We start from the raw sequence: 20,318 nt of genomic DNA on the forward strand, positions 1-20,318 counted from the left end.
ATTTACTTGGCTTTCGCCTTGGGTGAACGGGCCAGCCAGACGATCCCCAGCACCGCGCAGAACAACCAGGCGCTGGCCAGTGAGAAATCGTTCAGGGCCAGCATGTGCGCCTGTCGGTCGATGGTGCGTCCCAGCGATTCCAGGGCGCCCTGGGCCGACAGCCCGAGCTGGCCGAGGTTGTCCTGGGCCTGGGCGCTCCAGTGATCGAACGGGGTGATGCGCTCGGCCAGTTCCACCTGGTGCTGGCGCGCCCGGTGGTCCCAGAAGGCCGGGCCGAGCGAGACCGCGAAGCTGGCGCCGGTCATGCGCAGGGCGTTCTGCAGGCCCAGGGCCGCGGGGATCTTCTCTGGCGGCAGGCGCGACAGCGAGATGGCCACCAGCGGGGTGAACAGGAACGCCGTGCCGGCGCCCATCAGCACCGAGTTCCAGCCAATGAAGGCAATGTCCAGGTTGGTCTCGAAATGCATGCGCCACAGTGACGCGCCGATCCAGCAGATGAACGCCATGCTCGCCAGTACCCGCGCGTCGGCGTGCTGCATCATCCGGCCGATGAAAGGCGCCAGCGCCACCCCGGCGATCCCCAGCGGCGCGGTGGCGATACCGGCCCAGGTCGCGGTGTAGCCCATTTCGGTCTGCAGCCACAGCGGCACCAGCACCAGCGAGGCGAAGTACAAGGCGAAGCCCAGGCTCACGCACACCGTGCCGATGGCATAGTTGCGCTCCTTGAACAGGCGCAGATCGAGGATCGGATGCTGCGCGGTCAGCTCCCAGGTGATCAGCGAGGCGAAGCCCAGCACGGTGATCACCCCCAGGGCGCGAATCGGCGTGGAGGCGAACCAGTCCAGGTCCTGGCCCTTGTCGAGCAGGATCTGCAGCGACCCGACGGCGACCATCAGCAGCAGCAGGCCGACCACGTCCACCGGCAATTTGCGCGTGGGGTTGTCGCGCCCGTTCAGCACCTGGCCGAGGGCGAGCAGGATGAAGATGCCGACCGGCACATTTATATAGAAGATCCACGGCCAGCTGATGTTGTCGGTCAGGTAACCGCCGAGAATCGGGCCGCAGACCGGCCCGAGGAAAGTTGTCATCGACCACACCACCAACGCCGTGGTGCGCCGCGCGGGCGGGAATATCGCCACCAGCAGCGCCTGGGACAACGGCGCCAGGGGGCCGCAGACGGCGCCCTGGAACACCCGGAACACCAGCAGCGAGGTCAGGTTCGGCGCCAGGCCGCAGCACACCGAGGCCAGCACGAACAGCACCACGGCGCTGAGGAACAGCTTGACCTGGCCAAAGCGCTGGGCGAGCCAGCCAGTGAGCGGCAGGCCGATGGCCAGGGAGATGCTGAACGAGGTCAGCACCCAGGTACCCTGGTCGGGGGCCACGCCAAGGTTGCCGGAAATGGTCGGCACCGCGACGTTGGCGATGGTGGTGTCGAGCACCATCATGAAGTTGGCCATGCCGATCGCCAGCGCGCCGAGCACCAGCGTGCCGCCACTGAGCGGCTCGATGGGACGCTTGGCGCTGCTCATCGGTCGTTCCTCGACACGCTAAGCTTCGACACCTGCAGGTTCTCGGCAATGATCCGGTTCACCAGCGCATCGCTGCCGCTGCCGACACTGCCGTAGACCTCGGTGTTGTCCTGCACACTGGTCGGCGCTGGCTCGTCCGGCTCACCCAGGGTGGCCTTGGCCGTCATCGACAGGCCGATGCGCAGCGGGTGACGCAGCACCTCCTCGCGGTCCAGGGCAATGCGCACCGGTACCCGCTGCACCACCTTGATCCAGTTGCCGGTGGCGTTCTGCGCGGGGATGGTGGCGAAGGCCGCCCCGCTGCCCGCCTCGATGCCCTGGATGCGGCCGTGGTAGACCACGCTTTCGCCATACAGGTCGGCGAACAGCTCGACACGCTGGCCAACCTTGATCTGGCCCAGCTGCGACTCCTTGAAGTTGGCTTCGACCCAGACCTTGTCCAGGGGCACCAGGCCCATCAGCACGGTGCCCGGCTCGATATGCTGGCCCACCTGCACGGCACGCTTGGTGATCAGGCCGTCGACCGGCGCCGGCACCTTGGTCCGCGCCAGCGCCAGGTAGGCTTCGCGCACCCGCTCGGCGGCGGCGGCCACCTGCGGATGGTTCTCCACCGTGGTGCCCTGGATCCGCGCCTGCAGCGCCACCAGCTTGGCCTCGGCCGCGCGCAGCCCCGACTGGGCGATCTGCGCGGCTTCCTCGGCGTGATGCAGGTCCTCGCCGGACACGCCGCCCTGGGCGATCACCGAGCGGCGCCGTTGCAGGTCCTGGTTGGCCCGGTTGGCTTCGGCCTGGCGCAGCTTGACCTGGGCGCTCAGGTCGTTTTCCTCGGCGTACAGGCTGTTGACCGTGCGCACGGTCAGGGCCAGTTGATGGGTGGCGGCGTCCAGGCTCAGGCGCGCGTCGGCCGGGTCGATTTCGACCAGGGCATCGCCGGCCTTGACCCTATCGGTGTTCTGGATGTTCACCGCGGTGGCGGTGCCGCGCACCTGGGCCGAGATCAGCACCACATCGCCGCGGACATAGGCGTTGTCGGTGGTCTCGTAGAGGCGGCCATACATCCAGTACCACAGGCCGGCAACGACAGCCGCCGCCACGGCGACCAGGGCAATGAGCAGGAAAATCAGGCCACGGCGCGACTTGGTCGGCGCCGGGGCTGGAGTTTGGGTGGCATCAGTCATGGGAGGCTCCCGCAAGCGTGGTAGGGGTCTGATCGGCTTCTTTCCAGCCGCCGCCCAGGGCGCGCAGCAGGCCGGCCTGGTTCTGCAGCGCCGAGGTTTTCAGCTGGACCAGTTGCATGCGCGTGTCGAGCACCCGGGTCTGGGCATCGAGCACATGCAGGAAATCGGTGAGGCTCTGGCGATAGCGCAGGCTTTCCAGGTCGTAGACCTGCTCGGCCTCGTCCAGGCCCTGCACGGTCTTCAGGCGCTGGCCTTCGATGGCGCGCAGTTGCGAGACATGCCCGGCGACTTCTCCCAAGGCATTGACCAGCGTCTGGTTGTAGCTGGCCACGGCCTCGGCATAGCCGGCCTGCTGCCCCTGGTATTGGCTGCGCAGGCGCCCGGCGTCGAAGATCGGCAAGGTCACTGCGGGGCCCACGCCATAAGTGCGGCTGTCGTGGTGGAACAGGTTCTGGAAACTGAAACTCTGGAAGCCGGCGAATGCGAGCAAATCGATATTCGGATAGAACGCCGCGCGAGCCGCGCCGATGCGCTTGCCCTGGGCTTCGACACGCCAGCGCTGGGCGACCACGTCAGGCCGGCCACCGATCAGCTCGGCCGGCAGGTGGCTGGGCAGGGTTACGCTGCGACGCGGGTCGGCGATGCGTGGCCGCCATTGCTCGCCCCAGCCAGGGCCCTTGCCGGCCAAGGCGGCAAGACGCAACTGATAGCCACGAGCGACGCCTTGCAGACGCGCCTGTTCGGCTTCGAGCAAGGGAATCGGGCCACGGGCGCGAACAACGTCGACCTGGGTGCCCAGACCGGACTTCAGCCGGTCCTCGCTCAGGCGCAGGATGCTGCGGCGCTGTTCCAGGGTCTGCTCGACGATGGCCTGCTGTTCGAGCACCCCGCCCAGGGCGAACCAGGTTTCCACCAGGCTGCCGCTGAGCGCCAGGCGAGCGACCGCCTGGTCGGCCTGGGCGGCGCGCAGGCTGCCCACTGCTGCCTCGTTCAGGGCGCGGTTCAGGCCCCACAGATCGAGGTTGTAGCGCCCTTGCAGCAGCGCCTGGCCATCGGTGTGCCAGACCCCGGCCTCATCGGCGCCGGTCTTGTAATGCTGTGAATCCTGGCTGCGCAGGATCTGGGTCATGGCCGAGAGATTCGGCCGGGTATTGGCCAGGGTAATGCCGGCCTCGGCTTGCGCCCGGTCGATCCGCGCACTGGCGATCGCCAGGCTGGGGGCGGCATCCAGGGCGGCGACCAGCAGGCGATCGAGATCGGTGTCGTTGAAGCGCTGCCACCAGCGGTCGTCCAGCGAGGACGAGGGCTGAGTGGCGACGCGGTCGATGTCCCGGCCAGCCTCGAGCTGTTCGGGCACCAGGGGTTTCGGCGGTTCGGGGCTATGCCCGGGGCTGACGCAGCCAGGCAGCGCCAGCAGCAGGCAGATCGCCAGCCCCTGCTGAAGCGAATGAGAGGATTCCATCACAACATCCTTGGAGGGTTGGGTTGCAGTGGAATGTTAGGGAGCCCCTGGAATATTGAAAATTGCAATAACCAGAGACTAGACTTGCATTTTTTGCAAAGGACTGCGCAATGAACCTACCGGACCTGAACCTGCTGCTGACCTTCGATTCGATGCTGCGCGAAGGCAGTGTCACCGGCGCCGCCGAACGCATGAACCTGAGCATCCCGGCCATGAGCCGACGCCTGTCGAACCTGCGCGAGGCGATGGGCGACCCGTTGTTCGTACTGGCCGGTCGGCGTCTGGTACCCACCCCCCTGGCGCTGGAGCTGGCGCCTCAGGTGCATAACCTGCTCGAGGAAGCGCGTCATGTGCTGGGCACCAAACAGAAGCTCGACCTCGGCACGGTAAAGCGAGTATTCACCCTGCGCACCGAGGATGGCTTTACCGGAGCCTGGGCCCTGCGCTTGAGCCAGCGCGTCGCGCAACAGGCCCCGCACGTGACCTTGAGCTTCATGGCCCAGGGCAACGAGGACGTCGCCGCGCTGCGCGACGGGCTGATCGACCTGGACATCGGCATCGCCGGCCCGCTCGGTCCCGAGGTCTATAAACAGCGTCTGTACATCGACACCTTCGTTGGCGTGGTCAACAACCAGCACCCCCTCGCCCGCCTGGACAGTGTCAGCGCCGAGGACCTGGTGGCGTTCCCGCACCTTTCGGTGTCGCGCCGTGGCCGCACCCGTGGTCCGCTGGACCTCGAGCTGGAAAAGCTCGGCCTGCAACGCAAGGTGCCGCTGGTGGTGCCAGGCTTCCAGGCCGCCATGCAGCTGGCCAGCTCTTCGGAGATGGTCGCGATAATCCCGAGGCGCTTCGTCGAGTGGTCGCTGCCGTTGTTGCCACTGCACATTTTCACCCTGCCGGTGGAAACCCCCGGCGGCGAGTTCTGCCAGGCCTGGCATCCCCGGGTGAACAACGACCAGGTGCATCGCTGGCTGCGCCAACTGGTGCAGGAATGCTCCGGTGGCTGAATCGATCAGCTTGCCACGCGGGCAAATGCGAGCCCGCGGCGGCGCTCCTGCAATCGACAAAAACCGCCAACAGTAGCCAGCGCCAAAAAGCGCCCACAACCCCTCCTGCGAGCAATCGTAGATTGCACGTTTCGAAATTTACATTTAGTCACACTCATACCTAAGTTGTGGTCCGTGCAAGCCAGCATTTACCTCACAACAACAGCGCGCCGCCCGGCACTCAAGGCGCGTGAGCAAACGGACACGGAGCAGACACATGATGGATCGAAACGGTTTCTCTCAAGAACGCAGGGGCCTTCAGACCTCCCAGGAGTACCTGGAAAGCCTGCGGGACGGCCGGGAAGTCTGGATCAACGGCGAGCGGGTCGAGGATGTCACCGAGCACCCGGCGTTTCGCAATGCCGCGCTGATGAACGCGCGCTTCTACGATGCGCTGCATGACCCTGCGCTGCGCGACAAGCTCACCATCGAGATCGATGGCGCCCCGGGGCTGCGCTGCCACCGCTTCTTCCAGGCGCCGCGCACGGTCGAGGAACAGGTCGCCGCCCGCGACGCGATCGCCGAAACCGCCCGTCTTAGCTATGGCTGGATGGGTCGCACCCCGGACTTCAAGGGTGCCTGGATCGGCACCTTCGGCCCCAACCGCGACCTGTATGGCGAGTACGCCGAGAACGCCACACGCTGGTACAACTACAGCCGCGAGCGCCTGCCGTTCATCAACCACGCCGTGGTCAACCCGCCGGTGGACCGCAACCAGGACCCGAACACCTCCAATGTGTTCGTGCGGGTCGTCGAGGAAACCGCCGACGGTCTCTACATCAGCGGCGCCAAGGTGGTGGCCACCGGCGCGGCGCTGACCCAGTACACCTTCGTTGCCCACTACAACGTGATGTACCAGGATAAGAAGTACTCGCCGATCTTCATGATCCCCACCGGCGCCAAGGGCGTGAAGCTGATCTGCCGCACCTCCTACGAGCAGGCGGCCAGCAAGAACGGCAGCCCGTTCGACTACCCGCTGTCGAGCCGCATGGACGAGAACGACTGCATCCTGATCTTCGATCGCGCCTTCGTGCCGTGGCAGGACGTGTTCATGTACGGGGTGGAGATGTCCAACAGCTTCATCCAGAAGTCCGGCTTCTTCGGCCGCACCTTGATGCACGGCTGCACCCGCCTGGCGGTGAAGATGGACTTCATCTGCGGGCTGTTCCTCAAGGCCGTGGAGATCTGCGGCACCCGCGACTTCCAGGGCGTGCAGGGCGCGGTGGGCGAAGCCATCGCCTTGCGCCACATGCTCTGGGGCTTGTCCGACTCGATGGCCTACCGCACCGAGAACTGGAACGAGGAGTTTTTGCTGCCCAACCTGGAATCGGCCCTGGCCTACCGCGCCATGGCGGGGGATGCCTACAGCCGGGTGATCAACCTGATCCGCAAGACCGTGGCCAGCGGCCTGATCTACCTGCCGTCCCACGCCAAGGACTTCCTCAACCCCGAGGTGCGGCCGTTCCTCGACCAGTACGCCCGCGGCTCCAACGGCATCGGTGCCGAGGAACGGGCCAAGACCCTGAAGCTGTTGTGGGACGCCATCGGCACCGAGTTCGGCTCGCGTCATGAGTTGTACGAGGTCAACTACTCCGGCAGCTACGAGAAGAGCCGATTGGATACCCTGCACATCGCCAGCCATTCGGGGCGCACCGAGCAAATGCGAGCCCTGGCTGAACAATGCATGGCCGAGTACGACCTCACGGGCTGGACCGCGCCGGACTTCAAGGCGGCCTACGCGGCGCGCTGAGGCTGCGCGACGCGCGAAAATCGAGGCTGCCGCCCGGCGTGGGCGCGCAGCCTCGCCGCGTGGGTATCGCTCTTCTGAATCAATGCACACGTCCATGTGTGAATCCTTTCAGCGCTACTGGTCGATACACCTTAGAACAACCTTGTCGGCTTGTCGGCTGCGTTGTTTGCAATGATTCATTGCGCAGTCACCTTGCCGGGGCCAGGCAACACATGATCGGCGCTCGCAATGGTTTTTCTGCCGAAAACGAAAAAGCCCGCCGAAAACGGCGGGCTTCTCGTAGCAGCGGATCCGCTGCGAATATGGTGGGTCGTGTAGGATTCGAACCTACGACCAATTGGTTAAAAGCCAACTGCTCTACCAACTGAGCTAACGACCCGTTGGATGGCGCGTATATTACTGATTTCCCAGAGGAAATCAACACCCCATCAGAAAAAAATCAAAAATACCGGGTCGGATCCTCTACACCGGCCGCCTTGAAGCCATCGGCCCGCAGGCGGCAGCTGTCGCATTTGCCACAGGCACGGCCATCGTCATCGGCCTGATAGCAGGAGACGGTCAGGCTGTAGTCCACGCCACGGGCAATACCCGCCTGGACGATCTGCGCCTTGCTCAGGTTCTGCAATGGCGCCTGGATGCGGAAGCCCTGCCCTTCCACGCCGGCCTTGGTGGCCAGGTTGGCCATGCGTTCGAAGGCTTCGACGAACTCCGGGCGGCAGTCCGGATAGCCGGAATAATCCACGGCGTTGACACCGATGAAGATATCACGGGCCTCGAGCACTTCCGCCCAGCCCAGGGCCAGCGACAGGAACACGGTGTTGCGGGCCGGCACGTAGGTGACCGGAATGCCCTCGCTCGGCGCCTCGGGTACATCGATGCTGCTGTCGGTCAGGGCCGAACCGCCGATACCATCGAGGTTCAGGCCGATCACCTTGTGCTCGACCACGCCCAGGTCGCGAGCCACCCGCGCCGCGGCATTGAGCTCGGCACGATGGCGCTGGCCGTAGTCGAAGCTCATGGTGTAGCACTGGTAGCCATCGGCCTTGGCCATCGCGACCACGGTGGCCGAGTCCAGGCCACCGGACAGCAGGATTACCGCACGTTTCTCATTCATGTCTTGTCCTCTCAGCGTCCAGGTTCGTCGTTCCACAGCAGCTTGTGCAGCTGCAGCTGGAAACGCACGGGCAGGTTGTCGGCAACGATCCAGTCGGCCAGGTCACTGGCATTGACCTGGTGGTGGCTGGGCGAGAACAGCACCTCGCCGGCACGCTCTGCCAGGTTGTACTGGATCAGCTTGGAAACCGCCCAGTCGTAGTCCTCGCGGGAACAGATGACGAACTTGACCTGGTCGTTGCCGGTCAGCAGCTCGATGTTCTCGTAGCGGTTGCGATGCGATTCCTCGGAGCCGGGCGTCTTGAGGTCGACCACGCGACTGACTCGGGTGTCGGTTGCACTGATATCGAGGGCGCCACTGGTTTCCAGCGACACCTCATAACCGGCATCGCACAGGCGCCGCAGCAAGGGCAGCGCATTGGGCTGAGCCAGCGGCTCGCCACCGGTCACGCAGACGTAGCGCGGCTTGAAGCCGGCGACCTGCTCGAGGATCGAATCGAGGGTGCGAATAGTACCGCCACTGAAGGCATAGGCACTGTCGCAATACTGACAGCGCAGGGGGCAACCGGTCAGGCGCACGAATACCGTGGGCAGCCCGGCCGTTCGCGTTTCACCCTGCAACGAGTAAAACACTTCGGTGATGCGTAATGTGTCTTGCATGATCGCCACGGGCGTGACAGCTGAACAGGCTGTCCGCCTCCGTCAGGCACTGTCGCGGACTCGACATGGCGTTATCCGCAACAGCGTGTTTACGAAAAAAGGGCAGAGATTCTAACGAAAAAACCCGCGTCAGGCGCGGGTTTCTTTCAAACGCTGCTGCTTACAGCTTCTGCAGGTCGCGTTGCGCCAGTTGCGCGGCGGAGGTGCCGGGGTACTGGGTGATGACCTGCTGCAGGATGCCCTTGACCTTGTCGGTGTGGCCCATGCGGCGCTCGACATCAGCCAGCTTGTAGAGCGAATCTGGCACCTTGCTGTGCTGCGGGTACAGCTGGCTGACCTTGGCGAAGGCCTGGCTCGCGCCCTGCAGGTCGCCCTTGGCGAGGTTGACCTCGCCGAGCCAGTACTGGGCATTGCCGGCGTACTGACTGTTGGGGTACTTGCGCAGGAAGGCGTTGAAAGCCTGGCTGGCCTTGTCGAAGTCTTTTTGCTTGATCAGGTCGAAAGCGGCGTCGTAATACAGCTTCTCTTTCGCCGGATCACCCGGCTCGCTGCTGGCGGCCGGTGGCTGCGCGGCGCTGGCGCCGGCGGCGGCACCCGTGGCTGCGTTGTTCGCGCCACCGGTGGAGGAATTGTCGGGAGTCGCGGCAGGCGCGGCACCGCTGCTGATGCGGCGGTCGAGATCCTGGTAGCGCTCGAGGTTTTCCTGCTTCATGCGCGACACATCGTTCTGCAGCTCTTCGATGATGCCTTGCTGGCGGGAAATCTGGTCCTGCATCTGCTGCAGCTGCATGAACAGCTGGCCGTTTGCAGAAGCAGGGGCCGAAGCCCCTGCTCCGGCATAGGCGCCGCTCGTGCCATAACCCGCGGGTGGATAACCACCGGCGTTGTCATCTACTACGGGAACCGCAGCCCACGCCGAGAGGGGCAGGCTGAGTGCGAGGACGGTTACAGCACGACGGCACATACGCATAAGAACTTACTTACGCAGTTCTACGCGACGGTTCTGAGCCCAGGACTGCTCGTCGTTGCCGGTGGCAACTGGACGCTCTTCGCCGTAGGAAACCAGTTCCAGCTGAGCAGGGGAAACGCCCTGCAGAACCAGGTAGCGCTGAACGGCCTTGGCACGACGCTCACCCAGAGCCATGTTGTACTCGCGGGTGCCGCGCTCGTCGGTGTTGCCTTCCAGAACAACGCGGTTGCCGTTGGCTTTCAGGTCCTTGGCGTGAACGTCCAGGGCGCGCATGGCTTCTGGCTTCAGATCCGAGCTGTCGTATTCGAAGTAGAAGGTGGTGATTGCGCGCAGGGCGGCTTCTTCGCTCAGGGAGCCGTCGACAGCGCCAGTGTTGGCACCGTAGCCAGCGTTCGGATCGACAGCGCCTTCACCAGCGTTGTCACCGCCCTTCGAGGAGCAACCTACAGCTACGGCCATGGCCAGAGCCAGCGCAGCGAATTTACCAAACTTCAGCATTTCCATCGTGAAACTCCTAATGAAACCCCAGTGTGTTAAGCAAAAATATTACGCCGCAATCAGTTCAGGTAAGGGGACCAGGACGGTTCTCTGACTTCGCCTTGAGCGGTAGGAAGTGGGAGCCTCACACGGCCGTTAAGCGACACGAGCATCAAGACTCCCCGGCCCTGCTGGCGGGTGGCGTAGATTAGCATGGTGCCGTTTGGCGCAACAGTGGGAGACTCATCAAGACTGGTCTCGGAGAGAATCTTTACACTTCCGCGTTGCAGGTCCTGGGCGGCCACCTTGAAGTTGGTGAAACCCTGCTGGCGATGAATCATCACCAGGGTCTTCTCGTCCGCCGACAGTTTCGGGTTGGCGTTGTAGTTACCCACGAACGTCACGCGCTCGGCGCCACCGCCACCGACCGACTGTTTATAGATCTGCGGCTTGCCGCCACGGTCGGAGGTGAAGTACAGGGTGTTGCCATCCTTGCCCCAGAACGGCTCGGTATTGATGCCCGGGCCGGCGGTGACACGGCTGATCTGGCGCGACGCCACGTTCATCACATAGATGTCCGGGTTGCCGTCTTTCGACAGCACGAACGCCAGGCGGGTACCGTCGGGCGACCAGGCCGGCGCGCCGTTCAGGCCCTCGAAGTTGGTGATCTGCTCGCGGCGACCGGTATCGATGTGCTGGACGAAGATACGTGGGCGCTTCTGCTCGAACGAGACATAGGCGATACGCTTGCCATCCGGCGCGAAGCGTGGCGACAGGATCGGCTCGCGCGACTGCAACAGGGTCACTGCGCGAGCACCGTCGTAGTCCGAACGCTGCAGGGTGTAGCGGGTGTTGTTGGTCGAGAAGCGCTCGGCGGTCACGTAGAGCATGCGAGTGGAGAACGCGCCCTTGATGCCGGTGAGCTTCTCGAACGACTGGTCGGCGATGTAGTGCGCCATGTCGCGCAGCTGGTCGACGCCGCCCGCGACGCTACCGGTCAGTACCTGCTGCTCGGTGGCGACGTTGAACAGCGCGTACTGCACCTGCAGGCGACCACCGGCCGGCACGATGCTGCCAACCATGACGTACTGGGCGCCCAGGGCTTTCCAGTCGCGGAAGATCACTTCGCTGGCCTGGCTCGGCTGGCTGATCATGTTCTGCCGCGGGATTGGCGCGTAGTAACCGGAGTTGCGCAGGTCGTTGCCGATGATGTCGGCCATGTCTTCCGGCAGCACGCTGCCACCCTGCACGCCGAACGGCACTACCGCGATGGGGGTTGCCCGGTCGCTGCCGCTGGTGACCAGGATGTTCTTTTCCTCGGCCATGGCCATGCCTGCCACGCAGCAGAGCAAGACCAGGAGTCCTCTCAGACGTTTAATCACAACGCTAGATCCTCAGGTGTAAATGTCATCTTGAATGAACGATACGGATTGAAATCGCTCGGCTTCAAGCCCTGCATCTCGGTCAACCGACCAATGTTCTTCACCGCGGCCACGGCCGAGCTGTCGAACGGACCGTCGCCGCTGGACTTGGCCACACTCACGTTGGTGATGGTGCCGTCCGGCAGCATGTTGATCTGCAGAACTACCGTCATGCCCTTGCGCGCAGATGGCGGACGCGCCCAACCTTCGGCCGCGCGCATGCGGATCAGGTCGTCGAAGTCGCCGGCCACCTGGTCACCCTGCTCGTCGGCCAGCGCCTGCTGCCGCTCGGTGGTGTCGGACAACAGCTCGGCGAGTGCCTGGGCCTTCTTGTCTTCCGCCGCCTTGCGGGCCGCTTCCTGTGCTTTTTTCTTCTGGGCGTCTGCCGCGGCCTTTTTCTTGGCCTCTTCAGCTGCCTTCTTCTTCGCGTCCTCGGCCGCCGCTTTCTTCTTGGCGTCCTCGGCCGCTTTTTTCTTCGCGTCTTCGGCGGCTTTCTTCTTCGCCTCTTCCGCGGCTGCTTTCTTGGCTTCTTCCTCAGCCTTCTTCTTGGCCTCTTCCTCGGCCTTCTTCTTGGCGATGTCGGCCTGCTGCTTTTCAGCGGCCTTCTTCGCTTCCTCGGCTTTCTTGGCCTCGGCGGCCTTCTTCTGCTCGGCGGCTTCGGCTTTCTTCGCCTCGGCGGCCTCGCGCGCCTCCTCGGCCTTTTGAGCGGCGTCGGCTTTCTTTTGTTCCGCGGCCTTCACGGCCTCTTGCTCGACCTTCTTCTGCTCCAGTTGCTCGACTTCGGTCTGGCGCGAAGCGGTCTTCTTCGCTTCCCCGGCAATCTTCTGATTGGTCTGGGTGGTCGCCTGACTCTTGGACTTGAGCTGATAGAGCGTGGCCTGGACGATGGGCTTGGAGGGCGGCAGCTCGGGCGTCATGGCAAAGCTGACGAACAGCATGGCGAACACCAGCACATGCAGGCCGATGGCCCAGACACTGGGCCAGAAATAGCTTTCCGAGGCGGATGGCTCTCGCTGTTGCATCAGGGCGCCTCGGTAATCAGGCCAACGTTTCCGACACCAGCCTTCTGCAACCCGCCCATGGCGCCCATGACCGCCCCATAGTCGACGGCCTTGTCGCCACGGATGAAGACCTGGGTCTGCTTGCCCTGGTCACGACCGGCGGCGATGATCTTGGTCACTGCATTGGTCATTTCCGGCAGGGTCATGGCCTTGTCCATCTGCTTGTCGGTGTCGACTTCGCTGCCAAGGTTCCAGTAGTAGGTCTTGTCGGCCTTGATCGAGATGGTCAGGATCTGAACGTTGTTGTCCTGCGGCAGGGCTTCGCTGGAAACCTTGGGCAGGTCCACCTTCACACCCTGGTTGAGCATGGGGGCGGTCACCATGAAGATGACCAGCAGCACCAGCATCACGTCGATGTAGGGCACCACGTTCATCTCGGCGACCGGCTTGCGTTTGTGGCGAACTCGGGCCATGGGTTTCTACCTGATCACTCTTCGCTGGTGTGTACTTTGCGGTGCAGGATCGCCTGGAACTCGTCGGCGAAGGTGTAGTAGCGGCCAATCAGCACTTCACTGCGCGCGGAGAAACGGTTGTAGGCGATAACGGCCGGGATCGCGGCGAACAGACCGATCGCGGTGGCGATCAGGGCTTCGGCGATACCCGGTGCCACGGTGGCCAGGGTGGCCTGCTGGGCGCTGGCCAGGCCGCGGAAGGAGTTCATGATCCCCCAGACGGTACCGAACAGACCGATGTACGGGCTGGTGGAACCGACGGTGGCCAGGAACGGCAGGCTCTGCTCGAGCTTCTCTTCCTCGCGGGAGATGGCGACGCGCATGGCGCGGCCAACACCTTCCATGACTGCGTCCGGGTCGACGCCCGGCTGCTGGCGCAGACGCGAAAACTCCTTGAAGCCGGCACGAAAGACCTGCTCGACACCCGAGTCCGGATCCGGATTGCTGCCGGCCTGGCGGTACAGCTTGGACAGGTCGATACCCGACCAGAAGCGCTCTTCGAAAGCGTCCAGTGCACGACGACCGGCGCGCAGCATGTTGCTGCGCTGGAAGATCATGATCCAAGAGGTCACCGAGGCTGCCACGAGGGTCAGCATCACCAGCTGAACCACGACACTGGCATTGGCGACCAGGCTCCACATGGAGGTATGGTCGACGACGTTTGCTTCCACGCTTATTCTCCTGCGTTCGATTGAGTACCCGTGCCGTCCGCCAGAAAGGCGTCGCGCAGCTCTGGGGGAATGGCCCGGGGTTTGAAAGTGTCGGCGCGCACGGCGGCCACCAGGAACTGCCCTTCGCAGAGCAGCACTTCATCCTTTGCTCGCCACACCTGCTGCACGAAGCGCAGGCTGGCGCGATTCAATTCAAGCACCTGCGCGGTCACCCGCAGCTCGTCGTCCAGGCGGGCCGGCGCGTGGTAGCGCGCCTCGCTGGAATGAACCACGAACAGCAGGTTGTCCTGCGCCAGCTGGGCCTGGGAGAATCCCAGGTGACGCAGCCGCTCGGTGCGTGCGCGCTCCATGAATTTGAGGTAGTTGACGTAATACACCACGCCGCCCGCGTCGGTATCCTCGTAATAGACGCGACAGCGGTGTGCGAACGGTTCCAGCCCATTTTGCGCGCGCATACTCTAGTGCTTACTCCTGTACTTGCCAATCCGCCCCGGCAACTGTTTTTGCATCGATAATGTCGGATTGCCAGCGAGTCGATGGCGTGCCAGCGGTAGGACCACGAAAATACCGATTCGATCTGTCATTCGTCGTCCTGCGCGGCATATTCCCCGCCTTCACAGAAGCGCCCGGGGATGTTCAGGCCGAAATGCAGGTAGGCATGCCGGGTAACCACGCGACCACGCGGGGTGCGCATGATGTAGCCCTGCTGGATCAGATAGGGCTCGAGCACGTCCTCGATGGTGTGACGCTCCTCGCCGATCGCCGCGGCAATGTTGTCGAGCCCCACCGGACCGCCGTCGAACTTCTCGATCATGGTCAGCAGCAGACGCCGGTCGGAGTGATCGAAGCCACGCTCGTCGACATCCAGCAGGTTGAGCGCCATGTCCGCGACCGCCTTGGTGATCTCGCCCTTGCCGCGCACTTCGGCATAGTCGCGCACCCGGCGCAGCAGGCGATTGGCGATGCGTGGCGTGCCCCGTGCCCGGCGGGCGATCTCGAAGGCACCCTTGTCATCCATCGGCAGTCCGAGAATACCGGCCGAACGGCTGACGATGGTGGCCAGGTCCTTGTTGCTGTAGAACTCCAGGCGCTGGACGATGCCGAAACGATCGCGCAGTGGGTTGGTCAGCATGCCGGCACGGGTGGTGGCGCCGACCAGGGTGAACGGCGGCAGGTCGAGCTTGATCGAGCGCGCGGCCGGGCCCTCGCCGATCATGATATCCAGCTGGAAGTCCTCCATCGCCGGGTACAGCACCTCCTCGACCACCGGCGACAGGCGATGGATCTCGTCGATGAACAGCACATCATGGGGCTCGAGGTTGGTCAGCATCGCCGCCAGGTCGCCCGGACGCTCGAGGATCGGGCCCGAGGTGCTCTTGACCGACACGCCCATTTCCTGGGCGATGATGTTGGCCAGGGTGGTCTTGCCCAGGCCGGGCGGCCCGAAGATCAGGGTGTGGTCGAGGGACTCGTTGCGGCCACGCGCGGCCTGGATGAACAGCGCCATCTGCTCGCGCACCACGGGCTGGCCAATGTATTCGTCCAGGCGCAGCGGACGGATCGCGCGGTCCTGGACCTCTTCACGGTCACGCCCGGAGGCGGCGATCAGGCGGTCGGTCTCGATCACTTGGCAATCATCCCCTTGAGGCTGCGACGGATCAGTTCCTCACTGCTCAGGCCGGCCTTGTCCTTGATCGCGGCGATCGCCTTGCTCGCTTCCTGTGGCTTGTAGCCCAGGGAGACCAGGGCGCTGACCGCATCGGCCTCGGCCGAGGACTCACTGGCCACCGGCAGCGGGCCGTCGGAGACCAGGGTGAACATCGCCGGCGAGGTTTCCCAGGCCTTGAAGCGGTCCTTGAGTTCGACCAGCAGGCGTTCGGCGGTTTTCTTGCCGACACCGGGCACGCGCACCAGCACCGAGGCGTCCTGGGCCTGCACGCAGCGCACCAGCTCGTCCACTTCCAGGCCGGACATCAGCGCCAGCGCCAGCTTCGGCCCCACGCCGTTCAGCCGGATCAGCTCGCGGAACAGCTCACGCTCGCGCTTTTCCGCGAAGCCATAGAGCAGGTGAGCGTCTTCGCGCACCACCAGGTGGGTGTGCACGGTCACTGGCTCGCCGACCTTGGGCAGGCGATACAGGGTGGTCATCGGTACTTCAAGCTCATAGCCCACGCCGTTGACGTCGATAACAAGGTGCGGCGGCTGTTTTTCCGCCAGGGTGCCGCGCAAACGTCCAATCACGTTCCGATCCTTCCTCTCGGGCGCCGGTCGAAAACCGGACCACCCTATCAGCAAATGCGCCAGGTGAGCGCGCCACCTGGACAAAATATGTATCAGCGCATGAAGCGCTTACAGACGCAAGCGCCCGCCGCGCCGCCGGGCCGTCGCCAGCCCATGGGGTACGAGGCTGGAGCGGGTATGGGCATGGCACAGGGCGATGGCCAGGGCATCCGAGGCATCGACTTGCGGTTTCTGGGTCAACTTGAGCAGATGCATCACCATCAGCATCACCTGCTCCTTGTTGGCGCCACCGGTACCGGCTACGGCCTGCTTGACCTGGCTGGCACTGTATTCGGCGATCTCCAGCCCCGCCTCGGCGGCGGCGACGATGGCCGCGCCCCGGGCCTGCCCCAACTTGAGCGCCGAATCGGCGTTGCGCGCCATGAACACCCGCTCGATGCCCATGGTCACCGGCTCGTGCTGGCGAATGATCTCGCTCACCCCGCGAAAGACGATCTGCAGACGCTCGTGCAGCTCGCCGCCGCCGGTGCGGATGCAGCCCGAGGCCACGTACTCGCAGCCACGGGCGGTCTGGCGGACCACGCCGAAGCCGGTGATGCGCGAGCCGGGGTCGATACCAAGAATCAGAGTCATAGTGCCTGTCGAAAAAATTGTGCGTCTCTGCAAACTGTACCGGCCCTTTCGCGGGTAAACCCGCTCCCACAGGTACCGCACCACATTCAGAGTCGGTGCGGTACCTGTGGGAGCGGGTTTACCCGCGAAAGGGCCGGTACAGGCGCTGAAGAACGCTAAAGAACCGGCATGGATCGCCAGAACACCTTAGCCGAGGCTTTCCATGATCTCATCCGAGATCTGCGCATTGGAGTAGACGTTCTGCACGTCGTCCAGGTCCTCGAGCATGTCGATCAGCTTGAGCACCTTCTCCGCGCCGTCCTTGTCCAGTTCGGCGCTGGTGGTCGGCTGCATCACGATCTCGGCGTCCGAAGCCTTGAAGCCGGCCTCTTGGAGCGCATTGCGCACGGCGTAGACGCTGTTGAACGAGGTGAACACCTCGAAGGAGCCGTCGTCGTTGGCCACCACATCGTCGGCGTCGGCCTCCATCGCGGCTTCCATCAGCGCATCCTCGTCGACCTTCAGTTCAGCGGCGAAGCTGATCTGCCCCTTGCGCTCGAACAGGTAGGCCACCGAGCCGTCGGTGCCGAGGTTGCCGCCGCACTTGGTGAAGGCGTGGCGCACGGCGGCGGCGGTACGGTTGCGGTTGTCGGTCATGGCCTCGACCATGATCGCCACACCGCCCGGGCCGTAGCCCTCGTAGCTCAGCTCTTCGACGTTGTCGCTTTCGTTGGTGCCGGCACCACGGGCCACGGCGCGATCGATGATGTCGCGACTCATGTTGGCACCCAGGGCCTTGTCCAGCGCCAGGCGCAGCCGCGGGTTGGAAGCCGGGTCAGGACCGCCCTGCTTGGCCGCGACGGTCAGTTCGCGGATCCACTTGGTGAAGACCTTGCCTCTCTTGGCATCCTGGCGCTCTTTGCGGTGCTTGATGTTCGCCCACTTGGAATGACCAGCCATAACGACTCCGAATCCTTGAAACAGAAACAGGTTCCGCCCCGAAGGGCGGAACGTGAAGAATCCTGCGCCTCAAGCGCGGGGGCACCCCGTTACCGGGGCGCCCCGGTCGATCACTCGACCTTGGTCTGCTCGCGCAGGCGGATGTGCAGCTCACGCAGGGCCTTGGCGTCGACCATGCCCGGGGCCTGGGTCATGACGCACGCGGCGCTCTGGGTTTTCGGGAAGGCGATCACTTCACGGATCGACTGGGCGCCGGTCATCAGCATGACCAGGCGGTCCAGGCCGAAGGCCAGGCCACCGTGAGGCGGTGCGCCGAACTTCAGGGCGTCGAGCAGGAAGCCGAATTTCTCTTCCTGTTCCGCCGCTTCGATGCCCAGCAGGCGGAAGACCGCTTGCTGCATCTCTTTGCGGTGGATACGGATCGAACCGCCACCCAGCTCGGTGCCGTTCAGGACCATGTCGTAGGCACGCGACAGCGCGGTGGCCGGGTTGGCCTCCAGCTCTTCGGGGGTGCACTTCGGCGCGGTGAACGGGTGGTGCAGCGCGGTGAAGCTGCCGTCTTCGTTCTCTTCGAACATCGGGAAGTCGACGACCCACATAGGCGCCCACTGGCAGGTCAGCAGCTCGAAGTCGTGGCCCAGGCGGATACGCAGCGCGCCCAGGGCCTCGCTGACGATCTTGAACTTGTCGGCACCGAAGAACACGATGTCGCCATCGACTGCGCCTACGCGGTCGAGGATGTTGTTGAGGTTGGCCTCGGGGATGTTCTTGACGATCGGCGACTGCAGACCCTCGACACCCTTGGCGCGCTCGTTGACCTTGATGTAGGCCAGGCCCTTGGCCCCGTAGATGCCGACAAACTTGGTGTACTCGTCGATCTTGCTGCGCGGCATGCTGGCGCCGCCCGGCAGCCGCAGGGCGGTGACGCGGCACTTCGGATCGTTGGCCGGGCCGGCGAAGACCTTGAAGTCGACATCCTTCAGCTGATCGGCGACGTCGACCAGTTCCAGCGGGATACGCAGGTCCGGCTTGTCGGAACCGTAGCGGCGCATGGCTTCTTCGAAGGTCATGTGCGGGAACTCACCGAACTCCAGGTCCAGCACTTCCTTGAACAGCTTGCGGATCATGCTTTCGGTCAGGCCCATGATCTCGGACTCGTCGAGGAAGCTGGTCTCGATGTCGATCTGGGTGAATTCCGGCTGGCGGTCGGCGCGCAGGTCTTCGTCGCGGAAGCACTTGGCGATCTGGTAGTAGCGGTCGAAGCCGGCGACCATCAGCAGTTGCTTGAACAGCTGCGGCGACTGCGGCAGGGCGAAGAAGCTGCCGGCGTGGGTACGGCTCGGGACCAGGTAGTCACGTGCGCCTTCCGGCGTGGCGCGGGTCAGGATCGGCGTTTCGACGTCGAGGAAGCCGTTCTCGTCGAGGAAGCGACGGATGCTGCTGGTGATGCGCGACCGCAGGCGCAGCTTGTCGGCCATCTCTGGGCGACGCAGGTCGATGAAGCGGTAGCGCAGGCGGGTTTCCTCGCCGACGTCGGAGTATTCGTTCAGCGGGAACGGCGGGGTTTCCGCTTCGTTGAGCACGTTCAGCTGGTAGCCGAGGATCTCGATGGCGCCGGACGCCATGTTGGCGTTCACCGCGCCGTCAGGGCGCTTGCGCACCTTGCCGGTGATCTGCACGACGTATTCGCTGCGCACGCGGTCGGCGGCGGCGAAGGTCTCGGCGCGATCCGGGTCGAACACGACCTGGGCCATGCCTTCACGGTCACGGATGTCGAGGAAGATCACCCCGCCGTGGTCGCGACGACGATGGACCCAGCCGCAAAGGGTGACTTCCTGGCCGTCCAGGGACTCGTTCAGTTGGCCGCAATAGTGGCTGCGCATCATGATCGTGGTTTCTTCTCGTGATTCGTGTATTCGGTGGAGGTCTTGGCCGCCCAAGGGGCTAATACTGCAAGACCTGGTCGGTGCAATTCAACTCAGTCGGCCTTGTCGCCGCCTGCCAGATTCTTTTTCGCCCCGGTCTTGAAGTCGGTCTCGTACCAGCCGTTGCCGCTCAGGCGAAAGCCGGGGACCGACAGCAGCTTCCTCAATGAAGGCGCCTGGCACACCGGGCAATCGCTCAGCGGCGCGGCGCTGATCTTCTGCAACACCTCCATCCGGTGATCGCAGGATGCACATTGATAGTCGTAAAGGGGCATCGGTGTTTCTCGTCAACCACATCGCACGCTGCCCAGGGCAGCAAAGAGCGGGATTATATATGGTTAAGCAGTGCAGCGCAGCCCGCTGGGCGGTCAATGCGCATCCGGCATATCCTGCAGCCAGTTCACGCAGATGACCCGGACAAGCCCGCTGAAATTCCTCACGCCACCATGGCGCAAGTGCACCTCGCGATCCACGTAGGACAGCACGGCGCTCACCGAGCAGTGATTGGCCTCGGCGATACGCTCCAGGATCCGCCAGTACACCGCCTCCAGGCGCAGACAGGTAGCGAAGCCGTTGAGCCGCACGGAACGCGAGACAGGCCCGGCCTGATTCATGTCGAAATCATGCCTGAAGGGGTCCAGGCGGGGCCTGCCCGCCCCCTGCCGCGCACCGCCATTGATACCCTGCACCATATGCGTCATCGCTTCGCTCCATCGTCACGAACTCCCTCCACTCGCTCCTGCGAGTGGAATCAATGACGCCAATGAAGCCGCGAAACGGTTTTGCC

General features: G+C 64.1%; 21 protein-coding genes and 1 tRNA gene. 2 read left to right on the forward strand and 20 right to left on the reverse strand.

Going from position 1 to position 20,318, the window contains the following annotated elements; all coding sequences use genetic code 11:
- Positions 1-2: 2 nt before the first annotated feature.
- From ACYUME_RS19735 to ACYUME_RS19745, 3 genes are read right to left on the reverse strand one after another with little or no spacing between them, the layout of a single operon-like run.
- A complete protein-coding gene (locus tag ACYUME_RS19735; RefSeq protein ID WP_279880861.1) occupies positions 3-1,532 on the reverse strand; it encodes a DHA2 family efflux MFS transporter permease subunit in 1,530 nt (509 codons plus the stop codon).
- Entirely contained in the window at positions 1,529-2,710 is a 1,182-nt protein-coding gene (locus tag ACYUME_RS19740; RefSeq protein ID WP_279880859.1) for an HlyD family efflux transporter periplasmic adaptor subunit, read from the reverse strand. The genes ACYUME_RS19735 and ACYUME_RS19740 overlap by 4 nt, the downstream gene beginning before the upstream one ends.
- A complete protein-coding gene (locus tag ACYUME_RS19745; protein WP_460416437.1) occupies positions 2,703-4,172 on the reverse strand; it encodes an efflux transporter outer membrane subunit in 1,470 nt (489 codons plus the stop codon). Before ACYUME_RS19745 ends, ACYUME_RS19740 begins: the two co-directional genes overlap by 8 nt.
- Before the next feature lie 110 nt (positions 4,173-4,282).
- Between ACYUME_RS19745 and ACYUME_RS19750 the strand changes: the two genes are divergently transcribed.
- The gene (locus tag ACYUME_RS19750; RefSeq protein ID WP_279880855.1) at positions 4,283-5,179 is read left to right on the forward strand and encodes a LysR family transcriptional regulator; all 897 of its coding nucleotides are present in this window, start codon (positions 4,283-4,285) and stop codon (positions 5,177-5,179) included.
- Between the two features lie 256 nt (positions 5,180-5,435).
- On the forward strand, positions 5,436-6,968 hold the full coding sequence (locus ACYUME_RS19755) for a 4-hydroxyphenylacetate 3-hydroxylase family protein (RefSeq protein ID WP_460416439.1): 1,533 nt from the start codon (positions 5,436-5,438) through the stop codon (positions 6,966-6,968).
- Positions 6,969-7,271: 303 nt separating this feature from the next.
- On the opposite strand, the gene ACYUME_RS19760 is transcribed toward ACYUME_RS19755, so the two are convergent.
- The 17 genes from ACYUME_RS19760 to ACYUME_RS19840 all read right to left on the reverse strand — a co-directional run bounded on the left by ACYUME_RS19760 (position 7,272) and on the right by ACYUME_RS19840 (position 20,223).
- Positions 7,272-7,347, reverse strand: a tRNA-Lys gene (locus ACYUME_RS19760).
- Between the two features lie 60 nt (positions 7,348-7,407).
- Positions 7,408-8,082 (reverse strand): 7-cyano-7-deazaguanine synthase QueC, encoded by a 675-nt coding sequence (queC, locus tag ACYUME_RS19765; RefSeq protein ID WP_279880851.1) that lies wholly within the window; start codon positions 8,080-8,082, stop codon positions 7,408-7,410.
- Between the two features lie 11 nt (positions 8,083-8,093).
- Positions 8,094-8,741, reverse strand: a complete 648-nt coding sequence (gene queE, locus ACYUME_RS19770; protein WP_279880848.1) for a 7-carboxy-7-deazaguanine synthase QueE — start codon at positions 8,739-8,741, stop codon at positions 8,094-8,096.
- Positions 8,742-8,901: 160 nt separating this feature from the next.
- Complete coding sequence (ybgF, locus tag ACYUME_RS19775; protein WP_460416441.1) at positions 8,902-9,711, reverse strand: tol-pal system protein YbgF; 810 nt, start codon at positions 9,709-9,711, stop codon at positions 8,902-8,904.
- Positions 9,712-9,717: 6 nt separating this feature from the next.
- Positions 9,718-10,215 carry a peptidoglycan-associated lipoprotein Pal gene (gene pal, locus ACYUME_RS19780; RefSeq protein ID WP_023381906.1) on the reverse strand — a complete coding sequence of 166 codons (498 nt, stop codon included), beginning with the start codon at positions 10,213-10,215 and terminating at the stop codon, positions 9,718-9,720.
- A gap of 53 nt (positions 10,216-10,268) precedes the next feature.
- The gene (gene tolB, locus ACYUME_RS19785; protein ID WP_279880882.1) at positions 10,269-11,519 is read right to left on the reverse strand and encodes a Tol-Pal system beta propeller repeat protein TolB; all 1,251 of its coding nucleotides are present in this window, start codon (positions 11,517-11,519) and stop codon (positions 10,269-10,271) included.
- A 47-nt stretch (positions 11,520-11,566) separates the two neighbouring features.
- Positions 11,567-12,631, reverse strand: a complete 1,065-nt coding sequence (gene tolA, locus ACYUME_RS19790) for a cell envelope integrity protein TolA (protein ID WP_279880844.1) — start codon at positions 12,629-12,631, stop codon at positions 11,567-11,569.
- Positions 12,631-13,083: a protein TolR gene (tolR, locus tag ACYUME_RS19795; RefSeq protein ID WP_054890995.1), complete on the reverse strand. Its 453-nt coding sequence runs from the start codon at positions 13,081-13,083 to the stop codon at positions 12,631-12,633. Before tolR ends, tolA begins: the two co-directional genes overlap by 1 nt.
- 14 nt (positions 13,084-13,097) lie before the next feature.
- Positions 13,098-13,793 (reverse strand): protein TolQ, encoded by a 696-nt coding sequence (gene tolQ, locus ACYUME_RS19800; RefSeq protein WP_279880840.1) that lies wholly within the window; start codon positions 13,791-13,793, stop codon positions 13,098-13,100.
- A 2-nt stretch (positions 13,794-13,795) separates the two neighbouring features.
- Positions 13,796-14,248 (reverse strand): tol-pal system-associated acyl-CoA thioesterase, encoded by a 453-nt coding sequence (ybgC, locus tag ACYUME_RS19805; protein ID WP_023628696.1) that lies wholly within the window; start codon positions 14,246-14,248, stop codon positions 13,796-13,798.
- 125 nt (positions 14,249-14,373) lie between these two features.
- On the reverse strand, positions 14,374-15,420 hold the full coding sequence (ruvB, locus tag ACYUME_RS19810) for a Holliday junction branch migration DNA helicase RuvB (RefSeq protein ID WP_240063769.1): 1,047 nt from the start codon (positions 15,418-15,420) through the stop codon (positions 14,374-14,376).
- A complete protein-coding gene (ruvA, locus tag ACYUME_RS19815) occupies positions 15,417-16,034 on the reverse strand; it encodes a Holliday junction branch migration protein RuvA (RefSeq protein WP_279880838.1) in 618 nt (205 codons plus the stop codon). Before ruvA ends, ruvB begins: the two co-directional genes overlap by 4 nt.
- Positions 16,035-16,142: 108 nt before the next feature.
- Entirely contained in the window at positions 16,143-16,667 is a 525-nt protein-coding gene (gene ruvC, locus ACYUME_RS19820; protein WP_279880836.1) for a crossover junction endodeoxyribonuclease RuvC, read from the reverse strand.
- Between the two features lie 186 nt (positions 16,668-16,853).
- Positions 16,854-17,606: a YebC/PmpR family DNA-binding transcriptional regulator gene (locus ACYUME_RS19825; protein ID WP_460416445.1), complete on the reverse strand. Its 753-nt coding sequence runs from the start codon at positions 17,604-17,606 to the stop codon at positions 16,854-16,856.
- Positions 17,607-17,716: 110 nt separating this feature from the next.
- The gene (gene aspS / locus ACYUME_RS19830; RefSeq protein ID WP_279880832.1) at positions 17,717-19,492 is read right to left on the reverse strand and encodes an aspartate--tRNA ligase; all 1,776 of its coding nucleotides are present in this window, start codon (positions 19,490-19,492) and stop codon (positions 17,717-17,719) included.
- A gap of 92 nt (positions 19,493-19,584) precedes the next feature.
- Positions 19,585-19,806: an FmdB family zinc ribbon protein gene (locus tag ACYUME_RS19835; protein WP_460416447.1), complete on the reverse strand. Its 222-nt coding sequence runs from the start codon at positions 19,804-19,806 to the stop codon at positions 19,585-19,587.
- A gap of 93 nt (positions 19,807-19,899) precedes the next feature.
- Positions 19,900-20,223, reverse strand: coding sequence for a ribbon-helix-helix domain-containing protein (locus ACYUME_RS19840; RefSeq protein WP_460419400.1), 324 nt, complete (start codon positions 20,221-20,223; stop codon positions 19,900-19,902).
- Between the last annotated feature and the right edge of the window lie 95 nt (positions 20,224-20,318).

It is taken from the genome of Pseudomonas sp. microsymbiont 2 (assembly GCF_054788395.1).